Origin of the sequence: uncultured Agrobacterium sp., from assembly GCA_913777615.1 — a bacterium.
In the GTDB taxonomy this organism is placed as follows: domain Bacteria; phylum Pseudomonadota; class Alphaproteobacteria; order Rhizobiales; family Rhizobiaceae; genus Agrobacterium.
In genome coordinates, this window is the sequence record CAJYTK010000007.1 from 146,600 (window position 1) to 170,134 (window position 23,535).

Consider the following 23,535-nt stretch of genomic DNA (forward strand, 5'->3'; position numbering starts at 1 on the left):
CCTCCACCAGCAAGATGTCTGCAATCAATATGCTTCATGTAGCGCCGTTACGGCGCGTATAGATCAGTCGTCTCAAGCAGCCTTCGTCATCATGTAATCGTTAAGGGCTGCGGCTTCCTCCCTGGAAAAATGCAAGCCCTGTTTCGTTCTGCGCCAGAGCACATCCTCGCTCGTTCTGGCCCATTCCTTTTCCATGAGCCATGCGACTTCGCGCTCGTAAAGGTCGCCGCCGAAACGCCTGCCCAGTGCCTCCACACTGGCCGCATCTCCCAAGAAGACGGCAGCCTTCGTTCCGTAGAGCCGGACAAGACGACGCGCGTGGCGGTCCGAGAGAAAGCCGTAGATGGCCTTCAGTTTTGCCACTTCGGCCTCGTATCCCGTCGGTGCAAAATCGCCGCCCGGCAGTGAGCTTTTTGCCGTCCAGGGCGAACCCTTGGCGCCGATCGCTTCGGTGATTTTTTCCAGCGCATGCTCGGCCAGGCGACGATAGGTCGTGAGTTTGCCGCCGAAGACGTTGAGCAGTGGCGGTTCGCCGGTGTTCTGCTCCAGCTTCAAGACGTAGTCGCGCGTGGCTTCCTGCGCCTTGGATGCGCCGTCATCATAGAGCGGACGAACGGCGGAATAGGTCCAGACGATATCGTCCTTCGTTACCGGCTCGGCGAAATATTCGCTTGCCGCCTTGCAGAGATAATCCGTCTCCTCGTCGCTGATCCGCACCTGCGAAGGATCGCCGTCATAATCGCGGTCGGTCGTGCCAATCAGGGTGAAGTCAGTTTCGTAGGGAATGGCGAAAATGATGCGGTTATCGGGGTTCTGGAAGAAATAGGCGCGTGGGTCGTTGAACTTCTTCTTCACGACGATGTGGCTGCCCTGAACGAGGCGGACATTATGAACCTGGTTCTTTCCGGCGGCATTGGACAACACCTGATCCACCCAAGGACCGGCGGCGTTGACCAGCATTCGTGCCTGCACGGTTTTCAACTCGCCGCTTTGAATGTCCTGGACGTTGATGGTCCAAAGACCGTTCTCGCGGCGGACGGAGGTGACTTTCGAGCGGTTCATGATGTCTGCGCCGCGATCAGCCGCATCACGTGCGTTCAGCACCACGAGGCGGGCGTCATCCACCCATCCATCGGAATATTCGAAGGCCTTGGTGAAAAGCGGCTTCAACGGCTTGCCGGCTGGATCGCGTCGCATGTCGAGCGACTTTGTCGCAGGCAGCAATTTGCGGCCGCCGAGGTGATCGTAGAGAAAGAGACCGAGCCGGATCAGCCAGGCAGGGCGAATGCCGCCCTTATGGAAGGGCAAAACGAAGCGCATCGGCCAGATGATATGGGGAGCCATGGCCCAGAGGACTTCGCGTTCCATCAGTGCTTCGCGCACGAGACGGAATTCGTAATGTTCGAGGTAGCGCAAGCCGCCATGGATCAGTTTGGTGGCGCCAGAGGACGTGCCGGAGGCAAAATCCTTCATCTCGGCCAGCGTGACGGAATATCCCCGACCGGCCGCATCACGCGCAATGCCGCAGCCATTAATGCCACCGCCGATCACGAAGATGTCGCGAACCGCCTCTTGAGCCACCTGTCCCACTCCCTGATGTTGCGCGTGCAAGCCGAACGATTTTTTTGTTAAAGAGAAAATAAAAGGAACTCAAAGTGAATGTCAAACGAAACTATTGTCTATAGCGTCGCCATTCAGTTGAGCTGTTTCGACCAGCTCTACGCCTGCTTCGCGGCAGATCTCTCTGATGGCATCTGATGGACAGTGGTCGGTGATAAAAGTCTGAACCTGCGACAGATGGCCTATTCTGACCGGGGCAGTGCGTTCGAATTTGCTTGAGTCGCTGGCAAGAATCACATGGCGCGCATTGGCGATGATGGCCTGGGCCACTTTCACCTCCCGAAAGTCGTAATCGAGCAGCGCGCCGTCAGGATCGATGGCGGAAACGCCGATCACTGCATAATCGACCTTGAACTGACGGATAAAATCAACCGCCGCCTCACCGACAATGCCACCATCGGTGCCGCGCACCACGCCGCCAGCTATGATGACTTCGATAGAGGGGAAGATCCGCAGCCGGTTCGCGACATTGATGTTGTTGGTAATGACCATCAGTTCCTGATGATCGAGGAGCGCATCCCCCACCGCTTCTGTCGTAGTGCCGATGTTGATGAAAAGCGATGACTTGTTCGGTATGATGGTTGCCGCAGCCTTCCCGATCGCCTGCTTCTCAGCCGCCGCGATCGAGCGGCGCGCCTCATAGCGCATATTTTCTGTACCATTGGGAAAAATCGCACCGCCGTGGATGCGGTTCAGCGTGCGGTTCTCACAAAGCTCGTTTAAGTCCTTGCGGATCGTTTGCGGGGTAACGGAAAAGCGTGTTGCGAGGTCTTCGACGAGCACACGTCCCTCGGCTTTGGCAAGCTCTATTATCTCAGTTTGACGTGTGGTGAGAAACATTCGATGATCCCCTAAATCTTTTCGTTTTGGTTCAGTTTAACCGAAAACGAAAGGCGCTCAAGCGTCCTTCGACGCTATTTACAACCCGTCTGTCAGAAGCGGATTCTTCTGAAGATTAGACTTATCTGAACTTTCAGGTTCATCTTTTTCCACAGCCGGTTACGAAATTGGGGGCAAATTTGTCAGTCAGCTTGACCGATTACAGCGCCTCGTATCCCGATATTTTTTCAGCATATTTTCCGTTGCCGCATTGTTGCGCAGCCAAGCCGCGTGCCTGTTCGAGGGGCAAGTTTGACGTGGCTGCAAATATTGGGGGTTGCGCGTCAAGCCAATATGGCCTTGTTTTAGGCCTCTCAACTGTCTGGGAGCATAAAAAAATGATTTCGTTTAAAACGACAACACGGGCCGCACTTCTTCTTGGCTCGCTTCTGATTGGCGCCAGTTCCGCTCTTGCTGAAACCGTTCTGCATCGCGGTAATTCCGGGGAACCTCAAACCCTCGATCAGGCACAAACCTCGATCAATATCGAAGCTTTCATTCTGAAGGACCTCTATGAGGGTCTGACGATCTATGACGCAGCCGGAAAGATCATTCCCGGCACGGCCGAAAGCTGGAAGCTGTCGGATGACGGCACCGTCTACACGTTCAAGCTACGCGACAATGCCAAGTGGTCGGATGGTTCGCCCGTAACCGCCGGAGACTTCGTGTTCTCCTTCCAGCGCGTGCAGGACCCGAAGACGGCGGCGAAATATGCCAACATCCTGTATCCCATCAAGAATGCCGAGAAGATCAACAAGGGCGAATTGCCTGTCGATCAGCTCGGCGTGAAGGCCGTGGACGACAAGACGCTGGAAATTACGCTGGAGCGCCCGACGCCTTTCTTCCTTGAGCTGCTCGCTCACCAGACCGCGCTTCCTATTTCCAAGGCGAGCTATGAGAAGAACGGCAATGATTTCGTCAAGCCCGGCGTCATGGTGTCGAACGGTGCCTATACGCTGCAGTCTCATGTTCCCAATGACAGCCTGACGGTGGTGAAGAACGCTAACTTCTGGGACGCTAGCAATACCAAGATCGACAAGGTGATTTTCTACCCAATCGACGACCAGGCCGCATCTGTGCGTCGCTTTGAAGCGAAGGAAATGGATCTTGCCTACAACTTCTCGGCCGATCAGCTCGATCGTCTGCGCAAGTCCTATGGCGAACAGGTTCACGTGTCGCCGACACTTGCGACCTATTACTACACGTTCGATACGCGCGAGGCGCCTTATAGCGACGTTCGCGTTCGCCGGGCTCTTTCCATGGCGGTCGATCGCGACTTCCTCGCAAAGGAAATCTACAGTGGTTCGCAGGTTCCGGCCTACTCGATGGTGCCGCCCGGCATGGACTCCTATGGCGAGCCCGCAAAGGCCGATTTCGCCGCCATGTCGCAGCTTGATCGTGAAGACGAAGCGCTCAAGCTGATGAAGGAAGCCGGTTACGGTGAAGGCGGCAAGCCGCTCTCCATCGAAATCCGCTACAACACCAACCCGAACCACGAGCGCGTGGCGACCGCTATTGCCGATATGTGGAAGAACACTTTCGGTGCCAAGGTTTCGCTCGTAAACCTCGACGTTGCCTCGCATTATGGCTACCTGCAGGAAGGCGGCAAGTACAATGTCGCGCGTGCCGGCTGGGTTGCTGACTACGCGGACGCCGAAAACTTCCTGGCGCTTTCCATCTCCTCCAACAAGACCTTCAACTATGCGAAGTTCAACAATGCCGACTATGACGCATTGATGCAGAAGTCTTACGAGGAAAAGGACCCGGCAGCCCGCTCCAAGCTGCTGCATGAGGCGGAAACCATTCTGATGAAGGAACAGCCGGTGGCACCGTTTCTGACCCAGGCCGACCTTTGGCTGGTATCGGATCGCGTCAAGGGTTGGCACGACAACGCTGCCAATGAACATTTGAGCCGCTTTCTGAGCGTTTCCGAATAAGCAGCGCTGGCGCGGCGGCTCATAGGGTCCGCCGCGCCTTGCCCGGAGCCTGAAGATCCATGATTTCATTTGTTCTGCGCCGTTTGGCGAGCGCGGTGCCGACGCTGTTCATCGTCGTCACCATTTCTTTTTTCCTGATGCGTTTTGCGCCGGGCGGTCCGTTTAACCTCGAACGGCCGCTACCGCCACAAACGATGGAAAACCTGATGAGGACTTATCATCTGGATGAACCATTGTGGCGTCAGTATCTAATTTATCTGCGCAATGCGGTGACCGGAGATTTCGGCCCGAGTTATATTTATAAGGACAACACTGTCGCTCAGTTGATCGGAAAGGGCCTGCCTTATTCGCTGGAGCTTGGCTGCTACGCGCTGCTTTTGGCGCTGATCGGTGGCGTGACAGCTGGCACCTTCGCCGCCCTCCGACAAAACAGCGCTTTCGATTTTTCCATCATGTCGATTTCGACAGTTGGCGTGACAGTGCCGAACTTCGTCGTTGCACCCGTTCTGACGCTCGTCTTCGCGGTGTTCCTCGGCCTGTTGCCCGCCGGTAGCTGGGGTGATGGATCGCTACGCTATCTCATTTTGCCAATGATTGCGCTGGCGCTGCCGCAGCTTGCGGTGATTGCCCGCCTGACCCGTGGTGCGATGATCGAGGCTTTGCGGATGGACCATATCCGGACCGCCAAGGCTTACGGGCTTCCGGCCAAAAGCGTCGTGGTGTTTCATGCGATGCGCGCCGCCATGCTGCCGGTCGTTTCCTATCTGGCGCCTTGCGCAGCGGCACTTCTCACCGGTTCCGCGGTGATCGAAACCATCTTCACGATCCCAGGGGTCGGCCGGTACTTCGTTCTTGGCGCCATCAACCGCGACTACACGCTGGTCATGGGAACCGTCGTTCTCGTCGCCATCTTCGTCATCCTGTTCAATCTCGTGGTCGATATTCTCTACGGCCTGCTCGATCCGAGGGTCCGACATGACTGATATCGCAACCAATCCTCCAATTGTATCCACTGTGGAGAGCCGAAGCCTCTTCCAGCTGGCGGCTTTGCGCTTCCGGCGCAACAAGGCAGCGATGGCGGGTTCCGTCATGCTGGTGCTGATCACGCTTTTTTCTTTCATCGGTCCGCATTTCCTGACCCACACCTACGATCAGGTGTTCTCCTCCTACGTCTCTGTGCCGCCAAGCCTGGAACCGCGTCCGGACGTAAACAATCTCCAGGAGGTGATGAAAGGGGTCGCAAGCCGGGCGCGTGTTGACTTGAAGGAGTTTGCTGTCAGCGGACAGACCTTTACGGCGACCGTGACCTCCAGCTCCGCCATCGATCCGCGCACGACACGCTATTTCGACCGTGCCAACGAGTTCGAAAACACCAAAGTTGTTGCCACCGAAGACGATGGGCGGACACTGAAGCTGGAAGGCGAGGTGAACCGCGAATACTTCTTCTTCGGCACCGATACCAACGGACGTGACATGCTGGCCCGCGTCATGCTGGGCGGGCAGATCTCGATTGCGGTCGGCGTTCTGGCGAGCCTCGTGTCGCTTGGCATTGGCGTCGTCTATGGCGCGACAGCCGGTTACATCGGTGGACGCGTCGACAATGTGATGATGCGCTTTGTCGAAATCCTCTATTCGTTGCCCTTCGTCTTCCTGGTCGTGGTGCTCGTCGTCTTCTTTGGCCGAAGCTTCATCCTGATCTTTCTGGTGATCGGGGCGGTGGAGTGGCTGGATATGGCGCGTATCGTCCGAGGCCAGACGCTTGCACTCAAGCGACGGGAATTCGTCGGTGCGGCACAGGCTTTGGGTTTGAGCGATTGGCAGATCATTCGCCGTCACATCATTCCCAATACCATTGGCCCGGTCGTTGTTTTCGTCACTGTGGTCGTGCCGAAAGTCATTTTGCTGGAAAGTTTCCTCTCCTTCCTCGGCCTTGGCGTTCAGGCGCCATTGACGAGCTGGGGTGCGTTGATTTCTGAGGGCGCCAACAACATGCAGTCGGCACCTTGGCTTCTGATCTTCCCGGCGCTGTTCTTCGTGTTGACCCTGTTCTCTCTCAACTTCGTGGGCGACGGGTTGCGTGACGCACTCGATCCAAAGGATCGCTGACATGACGACATCTGAAACCATTCTTTCGGTTCGCAATCTCAAGGTCGATTTCACCACGCCGGACGGCATGGTCAATGCCGTCAAGGGTATCGACCTCGATGTTCGCCAGGGTGAGACGCTTGCCGTTGTCGGTGAATCCGGCTCTGGCAAGAGCCAGACGATGATGGGCATTATGGGGCTTCTCGCCTCCAATGGCGTCATCAATGGATCTGCGAAATATCGCGGACGCGAGTTGATCGGCCTTCCGGTCGATGAACTCAACACCATCCGCGGCGCGAAGATCACCATGATCTTCCAGGAGCCGATGACCTCGCTCGATCCGCTCTACCGGATCGGCGCGCAGATCGCCGAGCCGATCCTGCACCACCGCGGCGGTAGCAAGAGCGAGGCGCGCGCTCGTGTTCTTGAACTTCTGAAGCTCGTCGGTATTCCCGATCCGGAACGCCGTATCGACAGCTATCCGCATGAGCTTTCCGGCGGGCAGCGCCAGCGTGTCATGATTGCCATGGCGCTGGCAAACGAGCCGGACATTCTCATTGCGGACGAGCCGACGACAGCACTGGATGTCACGATCCAGGCGCAGATCCTTGATCTGTTGAAGTCGCTGCAGCAACGCTTCGGCATGGCTGTGGTGCTGATCACCCATGATCTTGGCGTGGTGCGCCACTTTGCCGACCGCGTCACGGTGATGCGGCGCGGGGAGGTGGTCGAGGCAGGCACGATGGAGGATATTTTCGAGCGCCCGCAAGCGGATTACACAAAGATGCTGCTCGATGCCGAGCCGAGCGGCCACAAGCCGCCGGTCGCAGATGGCACGCCCGTTGTGCTCTCCGGCCAGAATGTCACCGTCGATTACGATATTCCTGGTGGCTTCCTGTCGAAGGCCAGCGTGTTTCGTGCGGTTGATGGCGTGAGTATCAATCTGCGCCAGGGCCAGACCATTGGTATCGTCGGTGAATCCGGTTCAGGCAAATCGACGCTTGGCCGCGCGCTTCTGAGGCTGACCCATGCCAACGGACGTATCACTTTCGAGAAGAAGGAGATTACGGGGCTGGACCGCAAGGCAATGCGCCCCTTACGTCGTCGGCTGCAACTCGTGTTCCAGGATCCTTACGGGTCTCTCTCTCCACGTCAGACAGTGGGCGAGATCATCACCGAAGGTCTTTTTGTTCACGAACCGCAACTGACCCGCGCCGAGCGGGATAAGCGCGCCATCGAAGCGCTGAAGGAAGTCGGCCTCGATCCCGCAGCCAGAAACCGCTATCCGCACGAGTTCTCCGGCGGTCAGCGCCAGCGTATTGCGATTGCCAGAGCCATCATCCTGAAGCCCGACGTCGTCGTGCTGGACGAGCCGACCTCGGCACTCGACCGCTCGGTGCAAGGCCAGGTGATCGATCTGCTGCGCGAGCTGCAGAAGACCCATGGCCTTTCCTACATCTTCATCAGCCATGACCTTTCGGTCATCAAGGCGATTTCGGATTACGTGATCGTTATGAAGGATGGGAAGATCGTGGAAGAGGGGGAGACGGATGCAATCTTCAACGCGCCCACTGCTGATTATACAAAGACGCTGATCAAGTCTGCTTTCACGGCGGATGTCGCGGCCTGATGCGGCGACCATAAAGGCGCATCGTCACTCTTCATGCCCCGCGATTGCGGGGTATTTTTTATGGTCTGCCACCCATTCCAAGATGATCACGAAACAACCGTGAAGGAACCAGCGAGACGTTTCAACGTTATAGCGCGGTGAACATTTATGCGTGCCGAAGTAATGGCACTGAGGAGGCAACATGCGGAAGATTATTCAAGTTGCAGGACTTGCTGTTACTATGGCAGTTTCGAGCGTCGCCATGTCAGGCGTTGCACAGGCGCAGGATGTTGAGCTGCGGATCGGCCCAGATGGCGTCCGTCCGGTTATCCGCGATCGCGACCGCGACCGCCGCGACATGGACCGTCGTGGCCCAATGAGGGGATGCAGCGAACGCGAAGCTCGCGCAGCCGCTCGCGCCTCGGGCTTGCGTGATCCGGAAGTCGTCCGCGTGACCCCGCGCCGCGTGGTCGTCGAAGGCGACACCCGCCGCGGCACCGACACCATCACATTTGCCAACCAGCGCGGTTGCCCGGAAATTTGATTGAAGGTTTTCGGAAGAGGTTGGAAAGGCTCGCTTAGGCGGGCCTTTTTTGTGTCGCGGTGGTGATTGGAGGGGCAACTACGATGCCTCGCCACTTTACATGGAACTACTCCATCTTTAATTTCTTGTCTGCGTTGTATGTTCTGATGTTTCGATTCAGCAGGTTTAAATTTTGGCATTTAGATACTGCGGAATTGAGAGGATCCACCGTTGCGTTGCGTGAATTGAGCGCAGCGGGATAAACGGAATAGGAAGGTCATGAGCAGAATTGAAGATACTGTGGGTCGCGCTCGGTATGAGAGAGACCCGTATTATTCATATCGCTATGATGCTGAGACGATAGATGCCATTGAGGCGCTGGTCGGTCAGCCTCTCCCACAAGACATCCGGTGGTACCTCCTGAATATCGGGTCCTGGAAGTTGGAATATGATTACAGTGCCGTGCTTGTCGCACGGGGCGACGCTCTTCTCAATTTGAGGTTCAAAGGCGTAGAAGATCAGGTTTTCTTCAAGAGCCGATACGAGCATTATCTGGATCGCAGAGAGGGCGCAGGACTACCAGGCAATCCAGCCCTTTATTATCCGCTTTGTGAAATAAGCGGAGAGTTCAGGCCGAGTGTAACGCTTCGGTTGCTCGTTGATTTAAATGAAGGAGAGGACTTCGGTTCGATTTGGGGTGTCCGACCCATTGGCTATCATGACGATCAAACACCTTCTAAGCCCATACGCCTTGCGGATGATTTTGCAACATTCATTGAACAGGTGGGGTCCGAGAGAAACCTCCAGGCAAAAGCGGAGAAAAACAATGAGGCTCTTTTTAAGCGGTTGTTCGCAAGTGAAATAAAAAAACCGAGCGTAATTGCCTCCTCTGCATCAACACCGGAAATTTTGTTGCAAGGCTACTTCGACCGGCGCGAGGAGACCCTCTTTGATGGCGTTAGAAACGTAGAGTTCGACCATTACGTTAGCGGGCGAAGATTTGAGACATCGGAGGATATCAAAAAAAGTGCGATAGCCAGCGGTCATGAAATGCCAGCGAACGCCTTTCAGAGTTCAACTGCTGTCGTGCGACGCGCCATTCGGTTTGGGGTGCCCACTCCCTATGACGGCGGATTTGTCGGACAGAAGCTCTCCAAGGGCTTCATGACGATGACCGTGAAGAGCACGATAGGGGACAACCTGACTTTCGATGAGCAATATCTGCTGTATTATGATGCGAAATCAGGACTTTGGACAATCGTTCGGCGTCTTGAGGGAACGATTAAGGATGTGCGTGTGAGGGGCGTCGGCACCTTCGGTTTCGACACAACGTATAAATGGCACCTCAAGAAGAAGGTCGCTCCAGTCTGGGCAGAGTTCAAATGTGAGCTTCACGTCGGTGGTGAAGAGGATGCGCTGACTGCTGAAGTAATAGAATTGATAACGGAAATCCTCAATAAGGCATCCTTCCGAAAAATTTTCGAGGATCACGTCTTTCATATTTACAGAGAACGATATTATCCCGAGTTTGAGGCCATGGATGCGGAGGAAAAGAAGGACTGGATCAAGGACTTTCCGCAGATCAGCTCAAGCCAAGAAATTTGGCCGTTACTTGGGCGAAAGGCATCAATCCAGGTTTATGGAGGAAGGTCGTTTACGATACAGGTCGAGGCCGGATTTGATCCGGAGCATGGACTCAATATTAGAGTTGAGAATTGGAAGATCGTGTAACTCACGTTTTCCGGTGCATTCTGCGACCCGCTTTGCTCTGCTTCCTCTGATCTGCCTTGAGGATTCGAGAGGTACGACCTCCCAAGACATCAAAGGAACAGGCCGTTACGTTCATTCGAGCGTAACGGCCTAAAAAGAAGCTTTAGTTCTGAAGCGAGGTCACGTTTGAATCTCGTGAATAAACGGACGCAACACCAGGGCTTCTCTGGACTTTGGTGCCCCACTTTATGACGTTTAAGTGGGGCAATTCAGTCATCAGCTGCAACCACTCGTCGCACCGCACGTGTCGCACTTCTCGCAAGTCCCATTCCGGACCATCGTGAAGTTCTGGCACTCGGAGCACATGTTGCCCGTATAACCTTGGGCGATCGAGCGCATGCGGCGTTCGTTTTCCACCTTCTTGGCGTCGGCCTTGGCAGAGGCTGCGTCCGCTGCGGCCTTGTCCGAGAAGAGGCCGGTCGCGCTCTGTTCTGTTTCGGTGACTTCCTCTGCAATCTCTTCGGCCAGTTCGCGGGCGCGTTCCTCATAGTCACGCTTGAAGGCGACGACTTCCGAGGTGGCGACTGAGACTGTTGCTTCCAGCTTGCGGGCTGCGTTGCCGGAAATTGCCGTCACATTGGCCGAGGCGCGGGCAGGGGCTGCCGTTGCCGAACCCTTAATTTCCGCCGAGCCGCGTTCGCTTCCATTGTTGGAGACGAGCGTTGGCTTGTAGCCGCGGGTCAGGCCCTTGGAAACGACATCTGCCTTGCCTTCGGACACGCCTCGACCGAGTGCGGTGTTGGAGAAGTCCGACGTATCGACATGTGCCAGGTCATGGCGGCCGAGATAGGAGATGGCGAGTTCGCGGAACACGTAGTCGAGGATCGACGTGGCGTTCTTGATCGCGTCATTGCCCGTCACCATGCCGGCAGGTTCGAACTTGGTGAAGGTGAAGGCGTCGACATATTCTTCCAGCGGCACGCCATATTGCAGGCCGAGCGACACGGAAATCGCGAAGTTGTTGATGAAGGCGCGCAGTGCCGAGCCTTCCTTGTTCATATCAAGGAAGATTTCGCCAAGACGGCCATCGTCATATTCGCCGGTGCGAAGGAAGATGGTGTGACCACCGATCTTGGCCTTCTGGGTGTAGCCCTTGCGGCGGGTCGGCAGCTTTTCCTGGCTGCGAACGACGCGCTCGATGATGCGCTCGACGATCTTTTCGGTGATGGTGACGGCCTGGGCTGCCTGTGGCTGAGCCAGCAGCTCTTCCATGGCGTCTTCGTCGTCCTCATCTTCCACCAGCGAGGCGTTCAGTGGCTGGGAGAGCTTCGAGCCATCGCGGTAAAGTGCGTTGGCCTTCAGTGCAAGCTTCCAGGACAGCATGTAGGCTGCGCCGCAATCTTCAACCGTCGCATCGTTCGGCATGTTGATGGTCTTGGAAATCGCACCCGAGATAAAGGGCTGTGCCGCCGCCATCATCCGGATGTGGGATTCGACCGAGAGATAACGCTTGCCGATCTTGCCGCAGGGATTGGCGCAATCGAAAACCGAGAGATGCTCGTCCATGAGGAACGGCGCGCCTTCCAGCGTCATCGCACCGCAAACGTGTACGTTTGCTGCCTCGATGTCCTTCTTCGCAAAGCCGAGATGCTCCAGCAGGTTGAAGCTCATGTCTGTGAGTTGCTCGTCGGAAACCTTCAGCGTCTCTTTTAGGAAGTCCGCGCCAAGCGTCCACTGGTTGAAGACGAACTTGATGTCGAAGGCGCTCTTGAGCGCGCCATTGACAGCTTCGATCTTCTCATCGGTGAAGCCCTTGGCCTTCAGCGAGCCGGGGTTGATGCCGGGCGCCTGGTTCAGGTTGCCGTGGCCGACAGCATAGGCTTCGATCTCGGCGATCTGGCTTTCGGAGTAGCCGAGCGAACGCAGCGATTCCGGAACCGCACGGTTGATAATCTTGAAGTAGCCGCCGCCTGCGAGCTTCTTGAACTTTACGAGAGCAAAGTCAGGCTCGATACCGGTCGTGTCGCAATCCATGACGAGGCCGATCGTACCAGTTGGCGCGATAACGGTGGTCTGGGCGTTGCGGTAACCGTTCTGCTCGCCAAGTTCCAGCGCCTTGTCCCAGGCAGCAACGGCGTGCTTGATCAGGTCCTGATCAGTGCAATCGGCATGGATCAGCGGAACCGGGTTTACCGACAGGCCTTCGTAACCATAGGCAAGGCCCTGGGCCGCACGGCGGTGGTTGCGGATGACGCGCAGCATGTTGTCGCGGTTCGGTGCAAAGCCTGGAAATGGGCCAAGCTCGCCTGCCATTTCAGCCGACGTTGCGTAGGATACGCCGGTCATGATGGCGGTCAGGGCGCCTGCAATCGCACGGCCTTCATCGCTGTCATAAGGAATGCCCGACGACATGAGCAGACCGCCGATGTTGGCGTAGCCGAGGCCCAGTGTGCGGTATTCGTAAGAGCGTTCGGCAATCTGACGCGATGGGAACTGCGCCATCATTACCGAGACTTCGAGAACGACGGTCCACAGGCGAACGGCGTGCTCGTAATCGGCAATGTTGATCTTCTTGGTAGCGGCGTCCTTGAACTGAAGGAGGTTCAGCGAAGCAAGGTTGCAGGCCGTATCGTCGAGGAACATGTATTCCGAGCATGGGTTGGATGCACGGATGGAGCCGGCGGCAGGCGAGGTGTGCCAGTCGTTCATGGTGGTGTTGAAGTGCAGGCCCGGATCGGCAGAGGCCCAGGCGGCATGCGAGATCTTTTCCCACAGGTCGCGTGCCTTCAGCGTCTTCATCACCTTGCCGTCGCGGCGGGCGGTGAGGTTCCAGTCGCCGTCGCTTTCGACAGCGCGCAGGAAATCGTCCTTCAACGAAACGGAGTTGTTGGAGTTCTGACCAGACACAGTCAGGTAGGCTTCCGAATCCCAGTCGGTATCATAGGTCTTGAATTCGATATCCTTATAACCCTGCTGGGCGAACTGGATGACGCGCTTGATGTAGTTTTCCGGAACCTGATCCTTCTTGGCAGCGCGGATTTCGCGCTTCAGGGCAGGGTTCTTGGCAGGATCGAAGCAATCGCCGTTATCGCCTTCGCAGTTGATGCAGGCCTTCATGATGGCCTTGAGGTGCTTGGCGACGATCTTGGAGCCGGTGACGAGGGCAGCAACCTTCTGCTCTTCGTTCACCTTCCAGTCGATATAGGCTTCGATATCCGGGTGGTCGGCATCGACGACGACCATCTTGGCCGCACGACGGGTGGTGCCGCCGGACTTGATGGCGCCAGCTGCGCGGTCACCGATCTTGAGGAAGCTCATCAAGCCGGAGGACTTGCCGCCGCCGGAAAGCTTTTCGCCTTCGCCACGCAGATAGGAGAAGTTGGAGCCCGTGCCGGAGCCGTATTTGAACAGACGGGCTTCGCGAACCCAAAGGTCCATGATGCCGCCTTCGTTGACGAGATCGTCTTCAACGGACTGGATGAAGCACGCATGCGGCTGAGGATGCTCGTAAGCGGACTTGGACTTGGTCAGCTTGCCGGTGAAGGGGTCGACATAGAAGTGGCCCTGGCCCGGACCATCGATGCCATAGGCCCAGTGCAGGCCAGTGTTGAACCACTGCGGCGAGTTCGGCGCAACGCGCTGGGTGGCGAGCATGTAGGCGAGCTCGTCGCGAAAGGCGAGAGCATCTTCTTCGGATGAGAAATACTTGCCCTTCCAGCCCCAATAGGCCCAGGTGCCGGCGAGGCGATCGAAAACCTGACGCGCGTCGATTTCCGAGCCGTAGCGCTCGGCTTCAGGCAGATCCTTCATGGCAGCCGTATCGGCAACGGAGCGCCACAGGAAGGATGGAACGTCGTTCTCTTCGACCTTCTTCAGGACCTTGGGAACGCCAGCCTTGCGGAAATACTTCTGCGCCAGAACGTCGGTCGCCACCTGGCTGAACTGCGCCGGCACATCAATATCCGCAAGACGGAACACGACGGAACCGTCCGGATTCTTGATTTCGCTAATGGCCTTGCGGAATTCGATTTCCGCGTAAGGCGACTGGCCGGGCTTCGTAAAGCGGCGTTCGATGCGCATCGTTGGTGTCCTTGTCCGTTGGCGCCTGGTCGGGCGCAAAATATCGTTCCGGTGTCGCATGGGCCATGCGCCACCAGTTGTTCGCCGATGAGTTGGAAACGTTCATCTTTGGATGTCGTTCCCTTATGTCGTGGTTATAATGGCCGCAAGCATACTATATATAGTATTAACAGTTTCTTGTTGCCAGACCCCGCCGCACGTCTTGGCAGCATTCCCGACACATGGACACGCCCTCACGTTCCTCACCCCTCATGGTTGGAACGCAAGACAACGCGTGAACAGATACAGGAAAGAACCGCAGATGAACCTGCCGATTCCGGTGCCGCCGCAACGTGGGGCTACTTTTAGAAAACGAGCCGATTCCGTCAAGTGCTAGTTTGTAAGTGTTTATTTACCACAAGATATGGTGTGGATAGGTTGTGGAAAACGGGGAAAGAAAAACCCTCTATAGATTTCAGTGACTTGCGCAGAATGAGAGCTTTACCCTTACCTTGCGTGAAGCTTGCCTGTCGCAGCGCAGGGCATGAAATCGAGCATTTCCGGGAAGATTCTCGATGTTGCCAAGCGGCAACATGAGATGTCCTTCTACAGCCAATTGTAGCGTGAGCGGCCTTTATGCACAGGCCTACGACTACATCTAGCGGTCTGTGCAGCTCTTTCCTCAAAGCATTTAAGTCGATGGCACCTTACGGTCGCAGGCGCGACGGCATGTAGGTTCTCCTTGGACGGTTGATCGCCATATGGTAATTCCTCAAGTAAAGTTGAGGTCAGCAAACATGACGAGAAAACTTCAGCAGATTCCGCTGGTGCGCGATCTATCTGTCGGGGACGTTGCCGAGCGGGCGGGGGTGGCGGTTTCGACGCTCCACTTTTACGAGGCCGAAGGGCTGATAAAAGGCTGGCGCAACAGCTCCAATCACCGTCGCTATGGGCGCGATGTGCTGAGACGCATCGCCATTATCAAGGTGGCCCAGAGGGCGGGGATTCCGCTCAAGGAAATTCAGCAGGCATTGAATACTCTGCCGGATGGTCGCACGCCGACGGGAAAGGACTGGCAGAGGCTTGCCACCCATTGGCAGGCCGAACTGGACGACCGTATTGCGCGTCTTACACGACTGCGCAATCAGCTGACCGGCTGCATCGGCTGTGGCTGTCTTTCGACGGATGAGTGTCCGCTGCGCAATCCGGCAGATATACTGGGTGATAAGGGTGCCGGGCCGGTGCTGCTGGAGCCGGGGCCGTAAGGGGAGATGCGCTCTGACAGCGCGATGAGACCATATCGCGCCAAACCTCACAGGATTCGACGCGACATGATTTATCTGGGGTGATCAGCCGGGCGCGCCCTTGGCGATTGGCTCCTGATAGGTGAAGCCCATGTCCCATGGGAAGTAGATCCAGGTATCCTGGCTTACCTCGGTCACAAAGGTGTCGATGGTGGGAACACCGGTTGGCTTGGCATAGACGCAGGCAAAATGTGCCTTTGGCAGCATCTCGCGGACTTCCAAAGCCGTCTTGCCCGTATCCGTCAGATCGTCGACGACCAGAATGCCCTCGCCGGACTTTTCCAACAGTTCGGGGGAGATGCCCTTTAGCAGAACGGTATCGCCCTGGTTCAAGTAGTCGTGACGGGTGGCGATGCAGACCGTGTCGATGAGGCGGATGTTAAGCTCGCGAGAGATGATCGCCGCTGGAACGAGTCCGCCGCGGGTGATGCAGACGATGGCCTTGAACTCCTGGTTCAGGCCGGCAAGACGCCACGCCAGCGCGCGGGCATCGCGGTGAAACTGATCCCAGGACACTGGGAAGGCTTTATCGGGAAGGGACATGGGTGTCTGCCATCTCATTCAATTGCTGATGGCTTTGGCTAATAGCGGCAAGAAACGGCAAAAAGCAAGTCTGTGCGTTTGCGGCGATCGTGATCTTGCTCAAGCTGCCTGTGGAGAGGCGGAAATAGAATTTCCGGCCTGCTCCCTATCAACGTTACAAGAGGCCGTATCCAGCCTATGGAAGATCAGCAGCCCTTGCCACCATTGGCCCATCGCTTGATATCTGCTGAGATGCGCGGTGCGTGACCGTCATTCATCACCGGACCGAAAGCCTGAAGATTGGCCGGATTGCCTTCGGCTTGTACCACCAGCATTGGACGCGATTCCGGGCTGTTGCGTGGAACCAGGAGAATACGAGGACGGCCAGAGAAAGAGTTGAGTTCGGGTGCAAGGCGGTAGGCCTTGAAAGCTGGATCGCCGGACTTGAACCAGCAGGCATTGGCGCCAAGCGCGATGCGCTCCATCACAGGAAGGGCAGCCTGCGACGCAGCCCTCGGTGGCTCAGGCTTCGGCTGGCATGCAGCAAGTGCGATTGCTGCGAAGCCAAGAGCGACAATGCCGACGGAACGTGTGGGAGCGGTGCGGTTCATTCTTCAATCCAGCATGAGCGGCAAAAAGAAAGCCGGGCTGATCCGCCCGGCTCGATGCTTGCGATATCAGGCGGCAATAACGCCAAGCGCCGAGGCAAATATGCCGCGCCCATCCTTGCCGCCATGGGCAGCTTCGATGAGGTTTTCCGGATGCGGCATCATGCCGAGAACATTGCCCTTGGCGTTGATGACGCCGGCAATATCGTTCAACGAGCCGTTCGGGTTAGTGCCTTCAGCGTAACGGAAGACGACCTGGCCATTGTCTTCCATCGCCTTCAATTCGTCAGCTTCGACGAAATAGTTGCCGTCGTGATGAGCAACGGGCGAGCGGATGATCTGGCCCTTGTCATAGGTGCGGGTGAACTCGGTATCGTTGTTGACGACTTCGAGCTTGACTTCGCGGCAGACGAATTTGAGCGAGGCGTTGCGCATCAAGGCGCCCGGAAGCATCCCAGCTTCAACCAGAATCTGGAAGCCATTGCACACACCCAAAACCTTCACACCCTGTTCTGCCTTCTCGCGGATCGCCTGCATGACTGGCATGCGAGCAGCAATCGCGCCGCAACGCAGGTAATCGCCATAGGAGAAGCCGCCTGGGATGACGATCAGATCGACATCCGGGATTTGCGTTTCCGTCTGCCAGATGGTGACGGGCGCCTGACCCGAAATCTTCGTCAAGGCCGCGATCATGTCACGGTCGCGATTGAGGCCAGGAAGCTGGACGACTGCGGATTTCATGGGCCTTGGCTCCGAAATTCAGAGCATTTCCAGCAGAAGCGCCTGCGATCTTGCATGTGGAAATGCGTCAAACAAAGAGTTGAGAGCTATAAAGGTGAACACCGTTCACGCAAATTGCTCTAGAGGATGGCGATCGCGTAGTTTTCGATGACGGTGTTGGCGAGAAGCTTCTCGCACATCGCCTTCAGGTTTTCTTCGGCCTTCGCCTTGTCGGTGGCGTCCAGTTCAAGATCGAAGACCTTGCCCTGACGGACCTGACCGACGCCATCGAAACCGAGGCTGCCCAGCGCGCCTTCGATTGCTTTACCCTGCGGATCGAGAACGCCGTTCTTCAGCGTAACAGTCACCCGTGCCTTGATCACCTGATGGTCTCCTGATGTTACTTGACGAGAACCGGGCCCGTGCCGCGGATCGGTTCATTTTCATTGATGATGCCGAGACGCCGCGCGACTTCCGAGTAGGCTTCCAGCAGTCCACCCATATCGCGGCGAAAGCGATCCTTGTCCATCTTTTCCTGCGTCTCGATATCCCACAGGCGGCAGCTATCCGGAGAAATTTCGTCTGCAAGGATAATGCGCATCATATCGCCTTCAAACAGGCGTCCGCATTCGATCTTGAAATCGACGAGCTGAATGCCAACACCGAGGAAAAGGCCGGAGAGGAAGTCGTTGACGCGAATGGCGAGCGCCATGATGTCGTCAAGTTCGGCAGGGTTGGCCCAGCCGAACGCCGTGATGTGCTCTTCCGAGACCATAGGGTCTTCCAGCGCGTCCGACTTATAATAGAACTCGATGATCGAACGTGGCAGCACGACGCCTTCGTCGATGCCGAGGCGCTTCGAAAGCGAGCCGGCGGCGACGTTGCGCACGACGACCTCAAGGGGGATCATCTCGACTTCCTTGATCAACTGCTCGCGCATATTCAGCCGACGGATGAAGTGTGTCGGAATGCCGATCTTGTTCAGATGCGTGAAGACATATTCCGAGATGCGATTGTTCAGAACGCCCTTGCCGTCGATGACTTCATGCTTCTTCTTGTTGAAAGCGGTCGCGTCGTCCTTGAAGAACTGGATGAGCGTTCCCGGCTCCGGACCTTCATAAAGGATCTTGGCCTTGCCTTCATAGATTCGGCGGCGACGGTTCATAGCGACATATCTCTTGTTTTAGCGCCGGTGCGGGTGGCGGTCGTTTCGTTTCTTGAAGCGGTCCCATAACGGAAAAGAAGCGACTTCACAATGCGACGGCACGCGGTTGTTTGCAATTCTTCAACCCTGTTTTTGGCTCTTCCAAGGCATCATTCCAAAGTTACGCTTTTTCAACAGTTGTATTGTAGAACAGTGTTGTCCCGACCAAGAGGACGCAAATAACGATACAAGTAAAACGGGGTATAGTCATGGGTCTGAGAACGCGCGGTAAAGCGCTTGAGAATCTTTATTTTCACGAAGAAGAACTAAGCTTCCGCCTTCACGGGCTGCGCAGCAGGTTGATGGGGCTGTGGGCCGCCTCCCTGATGCACAAGGAAGACGCGAACTCCTATGCAACAGAGATCGTTTCCACTTCCATCGGTAGCGAAGGCGATGAAGCTGTGTTCAACAAGCTGCATGACGATTTCATCGCAGCCGGTGTCGGCGTTACCGACGACGCGATCCATGACCAGATGAGTAGCCTGCTACGCTGTGCCGCCGACGAGCTGCGTGATGGGATCTCGCAATTCGGCAACAAGCGCGTTGCCTGACGTTATCGGTCTTGATCACACATATCGACAGATTAAATCCGCGCGAGATTTGCTTGCTCGGATTTTTGTTTTACTCTCAATTCATGAAATTTTTGGGTAAAAACAGGTGATTTCGTTCACTGTTACTCAGCAGTGACGAAGCCAGGAGGCGGTTTGAGCCTGCTCAGAAACTGGGCGAAAACCATGGTGCCTTCAGGCCATGGGCCATGGCCCGATTCCGTATTGATATGTCCCGACATGCCGGCATCGATAAGAAGCGAGCCCCAGGCTGCGGCGATGTCGTCGGCATGCTCATATGTTCCGAACGGATCATTGCGGCTGGCTATCGTGATTGCCGGAAAGGGTAGCGGATCGCGCGGATAAGGTCCGAACGTCATCAGATGCTTTGGCCGAATGTCCGGATTCGCGACGTCTGGCGGTGCCACGAGCATCGCACCCGCCACTTTCGAGCCGATGTTTGGCAGCGCATGGATCACCGTGGGCACGCCGAGCGAGTGCGCGACGAGGACCACTGGTTTCGTCGAGGCGTTCACTTCCTCCACGAGGCGGGCCACCCAGTCTTCACGCACCGGCTTCGACCACTCCGCCTGCTCAACGCGGCGCGCCGTCGACAGCTTCTCCTGCCAGCGACTTTGCCAGTGATCAGGACCGGAATTGGTATATCCGGGAACGATGAGGATATCTGCTTCTGATGCTTTCATACCGCTTATCTTGGTGCGTTGGCTGGCGTTATCAAGATGCTAAGACCCGGAAATGCCCATAGGACGAACTCTTCCACGCCTGACGCTCACCTCGGTTCTGGCCGAAGTGAGCGATGATCTTTAAGTGACGCGAAGCGCCGATTTTGTCTTCGGCTTGAGGATCAAGCCTCGCCGAACACCCGCTTGAAGATCGTATCGACGTGCTTGGTGTGGTAGCCAAGGTCAAACTTTTCGCGGATCGTCTCTTCCGGAAGCGCTGCGCGCACTTCCTCATCCGCCAGCAGTTCTTCGAGGAAGTCCTTGCCTTCCTCCCAGACCTTCATCGCATTGCGCTGAACGAGACGGTAGGAATCTTCGCGCGAAACGCCGGCCTGAGTCAGAGCCAGCAGCACACGCTGCGAATGGACGAGGCCACGGAATTTGTTCATGTTCTTCAACATGTTTTCCGGATAGATCACCAGCTTCTCGATCACGCCGGCAAGCCGGTTGAGAGCGAAATCCAGTGTGATGGTCGTATCCGGGCCAATGCCGCGCTCGACGGATGAGTGGCTGATATCGCGCTCATGCCACAGAGCGACGTTTTCCAGGGCGGGAACCACAGCCATGCGCACCAGACGGGCAAGACCGGTCAGGTTTTCGGTCAGCACCGGGTTGCGCTTGTGCGGCATGGCGGACGAGCCCTTCTGGCCGGGGGAGAAGAACTCTTCCGCTTCCAGAACTTCGGTGCGCTGCATATGACGGATTTCGATGGCAACGTTCTCGATCGACGAGGCGATGACGCCGAGTGTAGCAAAGAACATGGCGTGGCGGTCACGCGGGATGACCTGAGTGGAAACGGGCTCCGGCGACAGGCCAAGCGCCTTGCAAACATGCTCTTCAACCGACGGATCGATATTGGCGAAGGTGCCGACAGCGCCGGAGATCGCACCAGTTGCGATTTCCGCACGGGCATTGACGAGGCGGTTGCGGTTGCGGTCCATCTCGGCATAGAAACGGGCAAATGTCAGGCCCATCGTGGTCGGCTCGGCATGAATGCCATGGCTTCTGCCGATGCGAACGGTGTTCTTGTGCTCGAAAGCGCGGGTCTTCAGTGCCGTCAAAACGCGGTCCATGCCGGCGATCAGCAGGTCGGCGGCGCGGACCAACTGAATGTTCAGCGTGGTATCGAGCACGTCGGACGAGGTCATGCCCTGGTGGATGAAGCGCGAGTCAGGACCGACGAACTCCGCAAGATGGGTCAGGAAGGCGATGACGTCATGTTTGGTGACGGCTTCGATCTCATCGATGCGGGCAACATCGAACTCTGCAGCGCCGCCCTTTTCCCAGATGGTCTTTGCCGATTCCTTGGGGATCACCCCGATCTCGGCCAGCGCGTCGCACGCATGCGCCTCGATTTCGAACCAGATGCGAAACTTGGTTTCCGGCGACCAGATAGCGACCATTTCCGGCCGGGAATAACGAGGGATCATGGCAAAGCCTTTTTGAACTGAGAAATCTGATGCCGTTTAGCAAAGTGTTCCGGCAATCTCAACGCATTCGGCGCGGCAGGGTAAATCCCGACGCGTGGAGTGATCACACTCAGGTCCTGCCACTTTCGGCGGATGCCCGCAGCGCCGAAACGGTTTTCCTGTAGTCATCTACGCCATCGCCCTTGAAGATGGCAGAACCAGCGACGAGTGCATTGGCGCCAGCGGCAATGGCGCTGCCTGCTGTTTCGATGGTGATCCCGCCATCAACTTCGAGTTCGATCGGCCGGTCGCCGATAAGCGACTTTGCAGCGCGAATTTTGTCCAGCATCGCCGGAATGAACTTCTGGCCGCCAAAGCCCGGGTTGACGCTCATGATGAGGATGAGGTCGACATCGTCCAGCACGTTTTCGAGCACCGAAAGCGGTGTCGCGGGATTAAGCGTGACGCCAACCTTTTTGCCAAGCGAACGGATGGTTTGCAGAGAGCGATGCAGGTGAGGTCCGGCTTCCGCGTGAACCGTGATGCCGTCGCAGCCAGCCTTGGCGAAAGCCTCAAGATAAGGATCGGCTGGCGCAATCATCAAATGGCAGTCGAAAAAGGCGTTGCTGTGCGGGCGTAGCGCCTTGATGACATCCGGTCCGAACGAGATATTCGGCACGAAATGACCATCCATGACGTCCAGGTGGATCCAGTCGGCTCCAGCCGCCGTTACGTCGGCAACCTCTTGCCCGAGCTTTGCGAAATTTGCGGCGAGAATGGAGGGGGCGATCCTGACGGGCAGTGTCATTGGCAAATGCTCCTGAGTGGCAAGGCGTTGCTGCCCCTTATCATCGGATGTCCGGCACAACAAGATTGGCTAAGGATAGGACCAGTCTCCAGTCGATTGGGTCGGAAGACAATCAAGCATGACGGTAACGTTTCCATACGGCTGGCAAACGCTTTAATTTATCGCCTTATCGACAGGCGTAAACTCAGTCCCTGTCCAGCGTTGTAACCGATAGGGATTATCCTGCAACTCGTGGCGATCAGTGAAGATGATGGGGCCGATCACCGTAGTGAAGGTGTTTCCGATCATGATCGCAGGCGTTGGCTTCGATTGTTCCGCAGCCATTTCGAGCGCTTGGGCGGAGAGTTGCGTCGCTGCATAGGCTGGCAGGACATAACCGTCTGGCTCGATATGGGCGGTGCGCAATTGTTGTACGGCTTCGTTTGCGGATGGCAGTGTCGCATAATCCGGTAGCGCCATAGCCAGAACGCCTGACTGAAGCGGAACGGGTGTGTTTGCCGCTCGCAGTGCATCGCCGCCCAACAGCACCAGCGATATTTTTTCTGCCGTTGCATCCCGCGCGATAATCGATACGTCATTTCGTTCGGCAGCAGCAAAGACATGTGTCACACCCGTACGGCTGAGGCGTCTAACAAGAGAGATTTGTTGTTCCTGCGACGGGCGCAGCGTATCGGTAAATGTCGGTTTCAGCCCGGCTTCTTCCAGCCGCGCACGAACCCGATCCACCAGCTCGCGGCTATAGATCGTGCCGTCATCGAGAAGGGCGAAGGGCAGGCCTTTCCAGTCGCGCAACATGACATCAGCGATGGCAGATGATTCTGCGGTCTCCGAAGCGGCCATACGGAACAGAGGCCAGCCACGCTTCAACGAATCTTCCATGACGATCGGTGCCCGGCTGGACAGCGTGATTGCTGGAATGGCTGCGCCCTTCAGGGTTGGCAAGGCATCCGCAAGCGTTTCTGTGCAGAGGAAGCCAACCACGACAGAGACTTTGGATGCGACAAGGCCATCAGCTATCGCGCCGCCGCTACCATCTTCGCAGCTTTCATGGATCTCCATCACATCGAGGCCGACCTTCGCCGCTGCCGCCTTCACACCCTGCCGGATTTGTGAACCCAATATCTCGTACGGACCGCTTTGCGGCGCAACAACGGCTATAGTCGCCGAATGTGCGACGCTGGCCACGCTGAGGCTAAAGGCAAAACTGAGCAGGCGGAGTGAATTCATGGACGGCATTATCCTGTGCG

At 56.6% G+C, this 23,535-nt stretch carries 20 protein-coding genes; 8 read left to right on the top strand and 12 right to left on the bottom strand.

The genetic code is table 11. From position 1 onward, the window contains the following. Nucleotides 1-72: 72 nt before the first annotated feature. Nucleotides 73-1,590, bottom strand: a complete 1,518-nt coding sequence (gene glpD, locus QZ862_RS06355; RefSeq protein WP_296098582.1) for a glycerol-3-phosphate dehydrogenase — start codon at nt 1,588-1,590, stop codon at nt 73-75. Between the two features lie 72 nt (nt 1,591-1,662). Further along, nucleotides 1,663-2,460, bottom strand: coding sequence for a DeoR/GlpR family DNA-binding transcription regulator (locus QZ862_RS06360; protein ID WP_296098290.1), 798 nt, complete (start codon nt 2,458-2,460; stop codon nt 1,663-1,665). A 377-nt stretch (nt 2,461-2,837) separates the two neighbouring features. On the opposite strand from QZ862_RS06360, the gene QZ862_RS06365 reads away from it, so the two are divergent. The 6 genes from QZ862_RS06365 to QZ862_RS06390 all read left to right on the top strand — a co-directional run bounded on the left by QZ862_RS06365 (nt 2,838) and on the right by QZ862_RS06390 (nt 10,384). Beyond that, nucleotides 2,838-4,436, top strand: coding sequence for a peptide ABC transporter substrate-binding protein (locus QZ862_RS06365; protein ID WP_296098292.1), 1,599 nt, complete (start codon nt 2,838-2,840; stop codon nt 4,434-4,436). Between the two features lie 59 nt (nt 4,437-4,495). Further along, nucleotides 4,496-5,419, top strand: a complete 924-nt coding sequence (gene oppB, locus QZ862_RS06370) for an oligopeptide ABC transporter permease OppB (RefSeq protein ID WP_296017268.1) — start codon at nt 4,496-4,498, stop codon at nt 5,417-5,419. Next, nucleotides 5,412-6,542 (top strand): ABC transporter permease subunit, encoded by a 1,131-nt coding sequence (locus QZ862_RS06375; protein WP_296034714.1) that lies wholly within the window; start codon nt 5,412-5,414, stop codon nt 6,540-6,542. The genes oppB and QZ862_RS06375 overlap by 8 nt, the downstream gene beginning before the upstream one ends. A gap of 1 nt (nt 6,543) precedes the next feature. Continuing rightward, entirely contained in the window at nt 6,544-8,151 is a 1,608-nt protein-coding gene (locus QZ862_RS06380) for an ABC transporter ATP-binding protein (RefSeq protein WP_296098294.1), read from the top strand. Between the two features lie 181 nt (nt 8,152-8,332). Beyond that, a complete protein-coding gene (locus tag QZ862_RS06385; protein ID WP_296098296.1) occupies nt 8,333-8,674 on the top strand; it encodes a hypothetical protein in 342 nt (113 codons plus the stop codon). Nucleotides 8,675-8,932: 258 nt separating this feature from the next. Next, nucleotides 8,933-10,384 carry an SMI1/KNR4 family protein gene (locus tag QZ862_RS06390; RefSeq protein WP_296098297.1) on the top strand — a complete coding sequence of 484 codons (1,452 nt, stop codon included), beginning with the start codon at nt 8,933-8,935 and terminating at the stop codon, nt 10,382-10,384. A gap of 255 nt (nt 10,385-10,639) precedes the next feature. Here QZ862_RS06390 and QZ862_RS06395 read toward each other — a convergent pair whose 3' ends face one another. Continuing rightward, nucleotides 10,640-14,443, bottom strand: coding sequence for a vitamin B12-dependent ribonucleotide reductase (locus QZ862_RS06395; RefSeq protein WP_296098300.1), 3,804 nt, complete (start codon nt 14,441-14,443; stop codon nt 10,640-10,642). Nucleotides 14,444-15,219: 776 nt separating this feature from the next. Between QZ862_RS06395 and soxR the strand changes: the two genes are divergently transcribed. Beyond that, entirely contained in the window at nt 15,220-15,687 is a 468-nt protein-coding gene (soxR, locus tag QZ862_RS06400) for a redox-sensitive transcriptional activator SoxR (protein ID WP_296098302.1), read from the top strand. Between the two features lie 84 nt (nt 15,688-15,771). Here soxR and gpt read toward each other — a convergent pair whose 3' ends face one another. From gpt to purC, 5 genes are all read right to left on the bottom strand, one after another. Next, a complete protein-coding gene (gene gpt, locus QZ862_RS06405) occupies nt 15,772-16,269 on the bottom strand; it encodes a xanthine phosphoribosyltransferase (protein WP_296021871.1) in 498 nt (165 codons plus the stop codon). A 185-nt stretch (nt 16,270-16,454) separates the two neighbouring features. Next, nucleotides 16,455-16,859, bottom strand: coding sequence for a hypothetical protein (locus tag QZ862_RS06410; RefSeq protein WP_296039433.1), 405 nt, complete (start codon nt 16,857-16,859; stop codon nt 16,455-16,457). A 66-nt stretch (nt 16,860-16,925) separates the two neighbouring features. After that, nucleotides 16,926-17,597 carry a phosphoribosylformylglycinamidine synthase subunit PurQ gene (gene purQ / locus QZ862_RS06415; RefSeq protein WP_296021875.1) on the bottom strand — a complete coding sequence of 224 codons (672 nt, stop codon included), beginning with the start codon at nt 17,595-17,597 and terminating at the stop codon, nt 16,926-16,928. 119 nt (nt 17,598-17,716) lie between these two features. After that, the gene (gene purS, locus QZ862_RS06420; protein ID WP_296021878.1) at nt 17,717-17,959 is read right to left on the bottom strand and encodes a phosphoribosylformylglycinamidine synthase subunit PurS; all 243 of its coding nucleotides are present in this window, start codon (nt 17,957-17,959) and stop codon (nt 17,717-17,719) included. 17 nt (nt 17,960-17,976) lie between these two features. Continuing rightward, nucleotides 17,977-18,741, bottom strand: coding sequence for a phosphoribosylaminoimidazolesuccinocarboxamide synthase (purC, locus tag QZ862_RS06425; protein WP_296021880.1), 765 nt, complete (start codon nt 18,739-18,741; stop codon nt 17,977-17,979). Between the two features lie 248 nt (nt 18,742-18,989). On the opposite strand from purC, the gene QZ862_RS06430 reads away from it, so the two are divergent. Further along, nucleotides 18,990-19,331, top strand: a complete 342-nt coding sequence (locus QZ862_RS06430; RefSeq protein WP_296098305.1) for a DUF1476 domain-containing protein — start codon at nt 18,990-18,992, stop codon at nt 19,329-19,331. A 122-nt stretch (nt 19,332-19,453) separates the two neighbouring features. On the opposite strand, the gene QZ862_RS06435 is transcribed toward QZ862_RS06430, so the two are convergent. From QZ862_RS06435 to QZ862_RS06450, 4 genes are all read right to left on the bottom strand, one after another. Next, nucleotides 19,454-20,032 carry an alpha/beta hydrolase gene (locus QZ862_RS06435; protein WP_296021884.1) on the bottom strand — a complete coding sequence of 193 codons (579 nt, stop codon included), beginning with the start codon at nt 20,030-20,032 and terminating at the stop codon, nt 19,454-19,456. A 161-nt stretch (nt 20,033-20,193) separates the two neighbouring features. After that, the gene (gene purB, locus QZ862_RS06440) at nt 20,194-21,501 is read right to left on the bottom strand and encodes an adenylosuccinate lyase (protein ID WP_296039435.1); all 1,308 of its coding nucleotides are present in this window, start codon (nt 21,499-21,501) and stop codon (nt 20,194-20,196) included. Nucleotides 21,502-21,610: 109 nt separating this feature from the next. Further along, nucleotides 21,611-22,288, bottom strand: a complete 678-nt coding sequence (gene rpe / locus QZ862_RS06445) for a ribulose-phosphate 3-epimerase (RefSeq protein ID WP_296039436.1) — start codon at nt 22,286-22,288, stop codon at nt 21,611-21,613. A 153-nt stretch (nt 22,289-22,441) separates the two neighbouring features. Beyond that, nucleotides 22,442-23,515, bottom strand: a complete 1,074-nt coding sequence (locus QZ862_RS06450) for a branched-chain amino acid ABC transporter substrate-binding protein (protein ID WP_296098309.1) — start codon at nt 23,513-23,515, stop codon at nt 22,442-22,444. Nucleotides 23,516-23,535 lie beyond the last annotated feature (20 nt).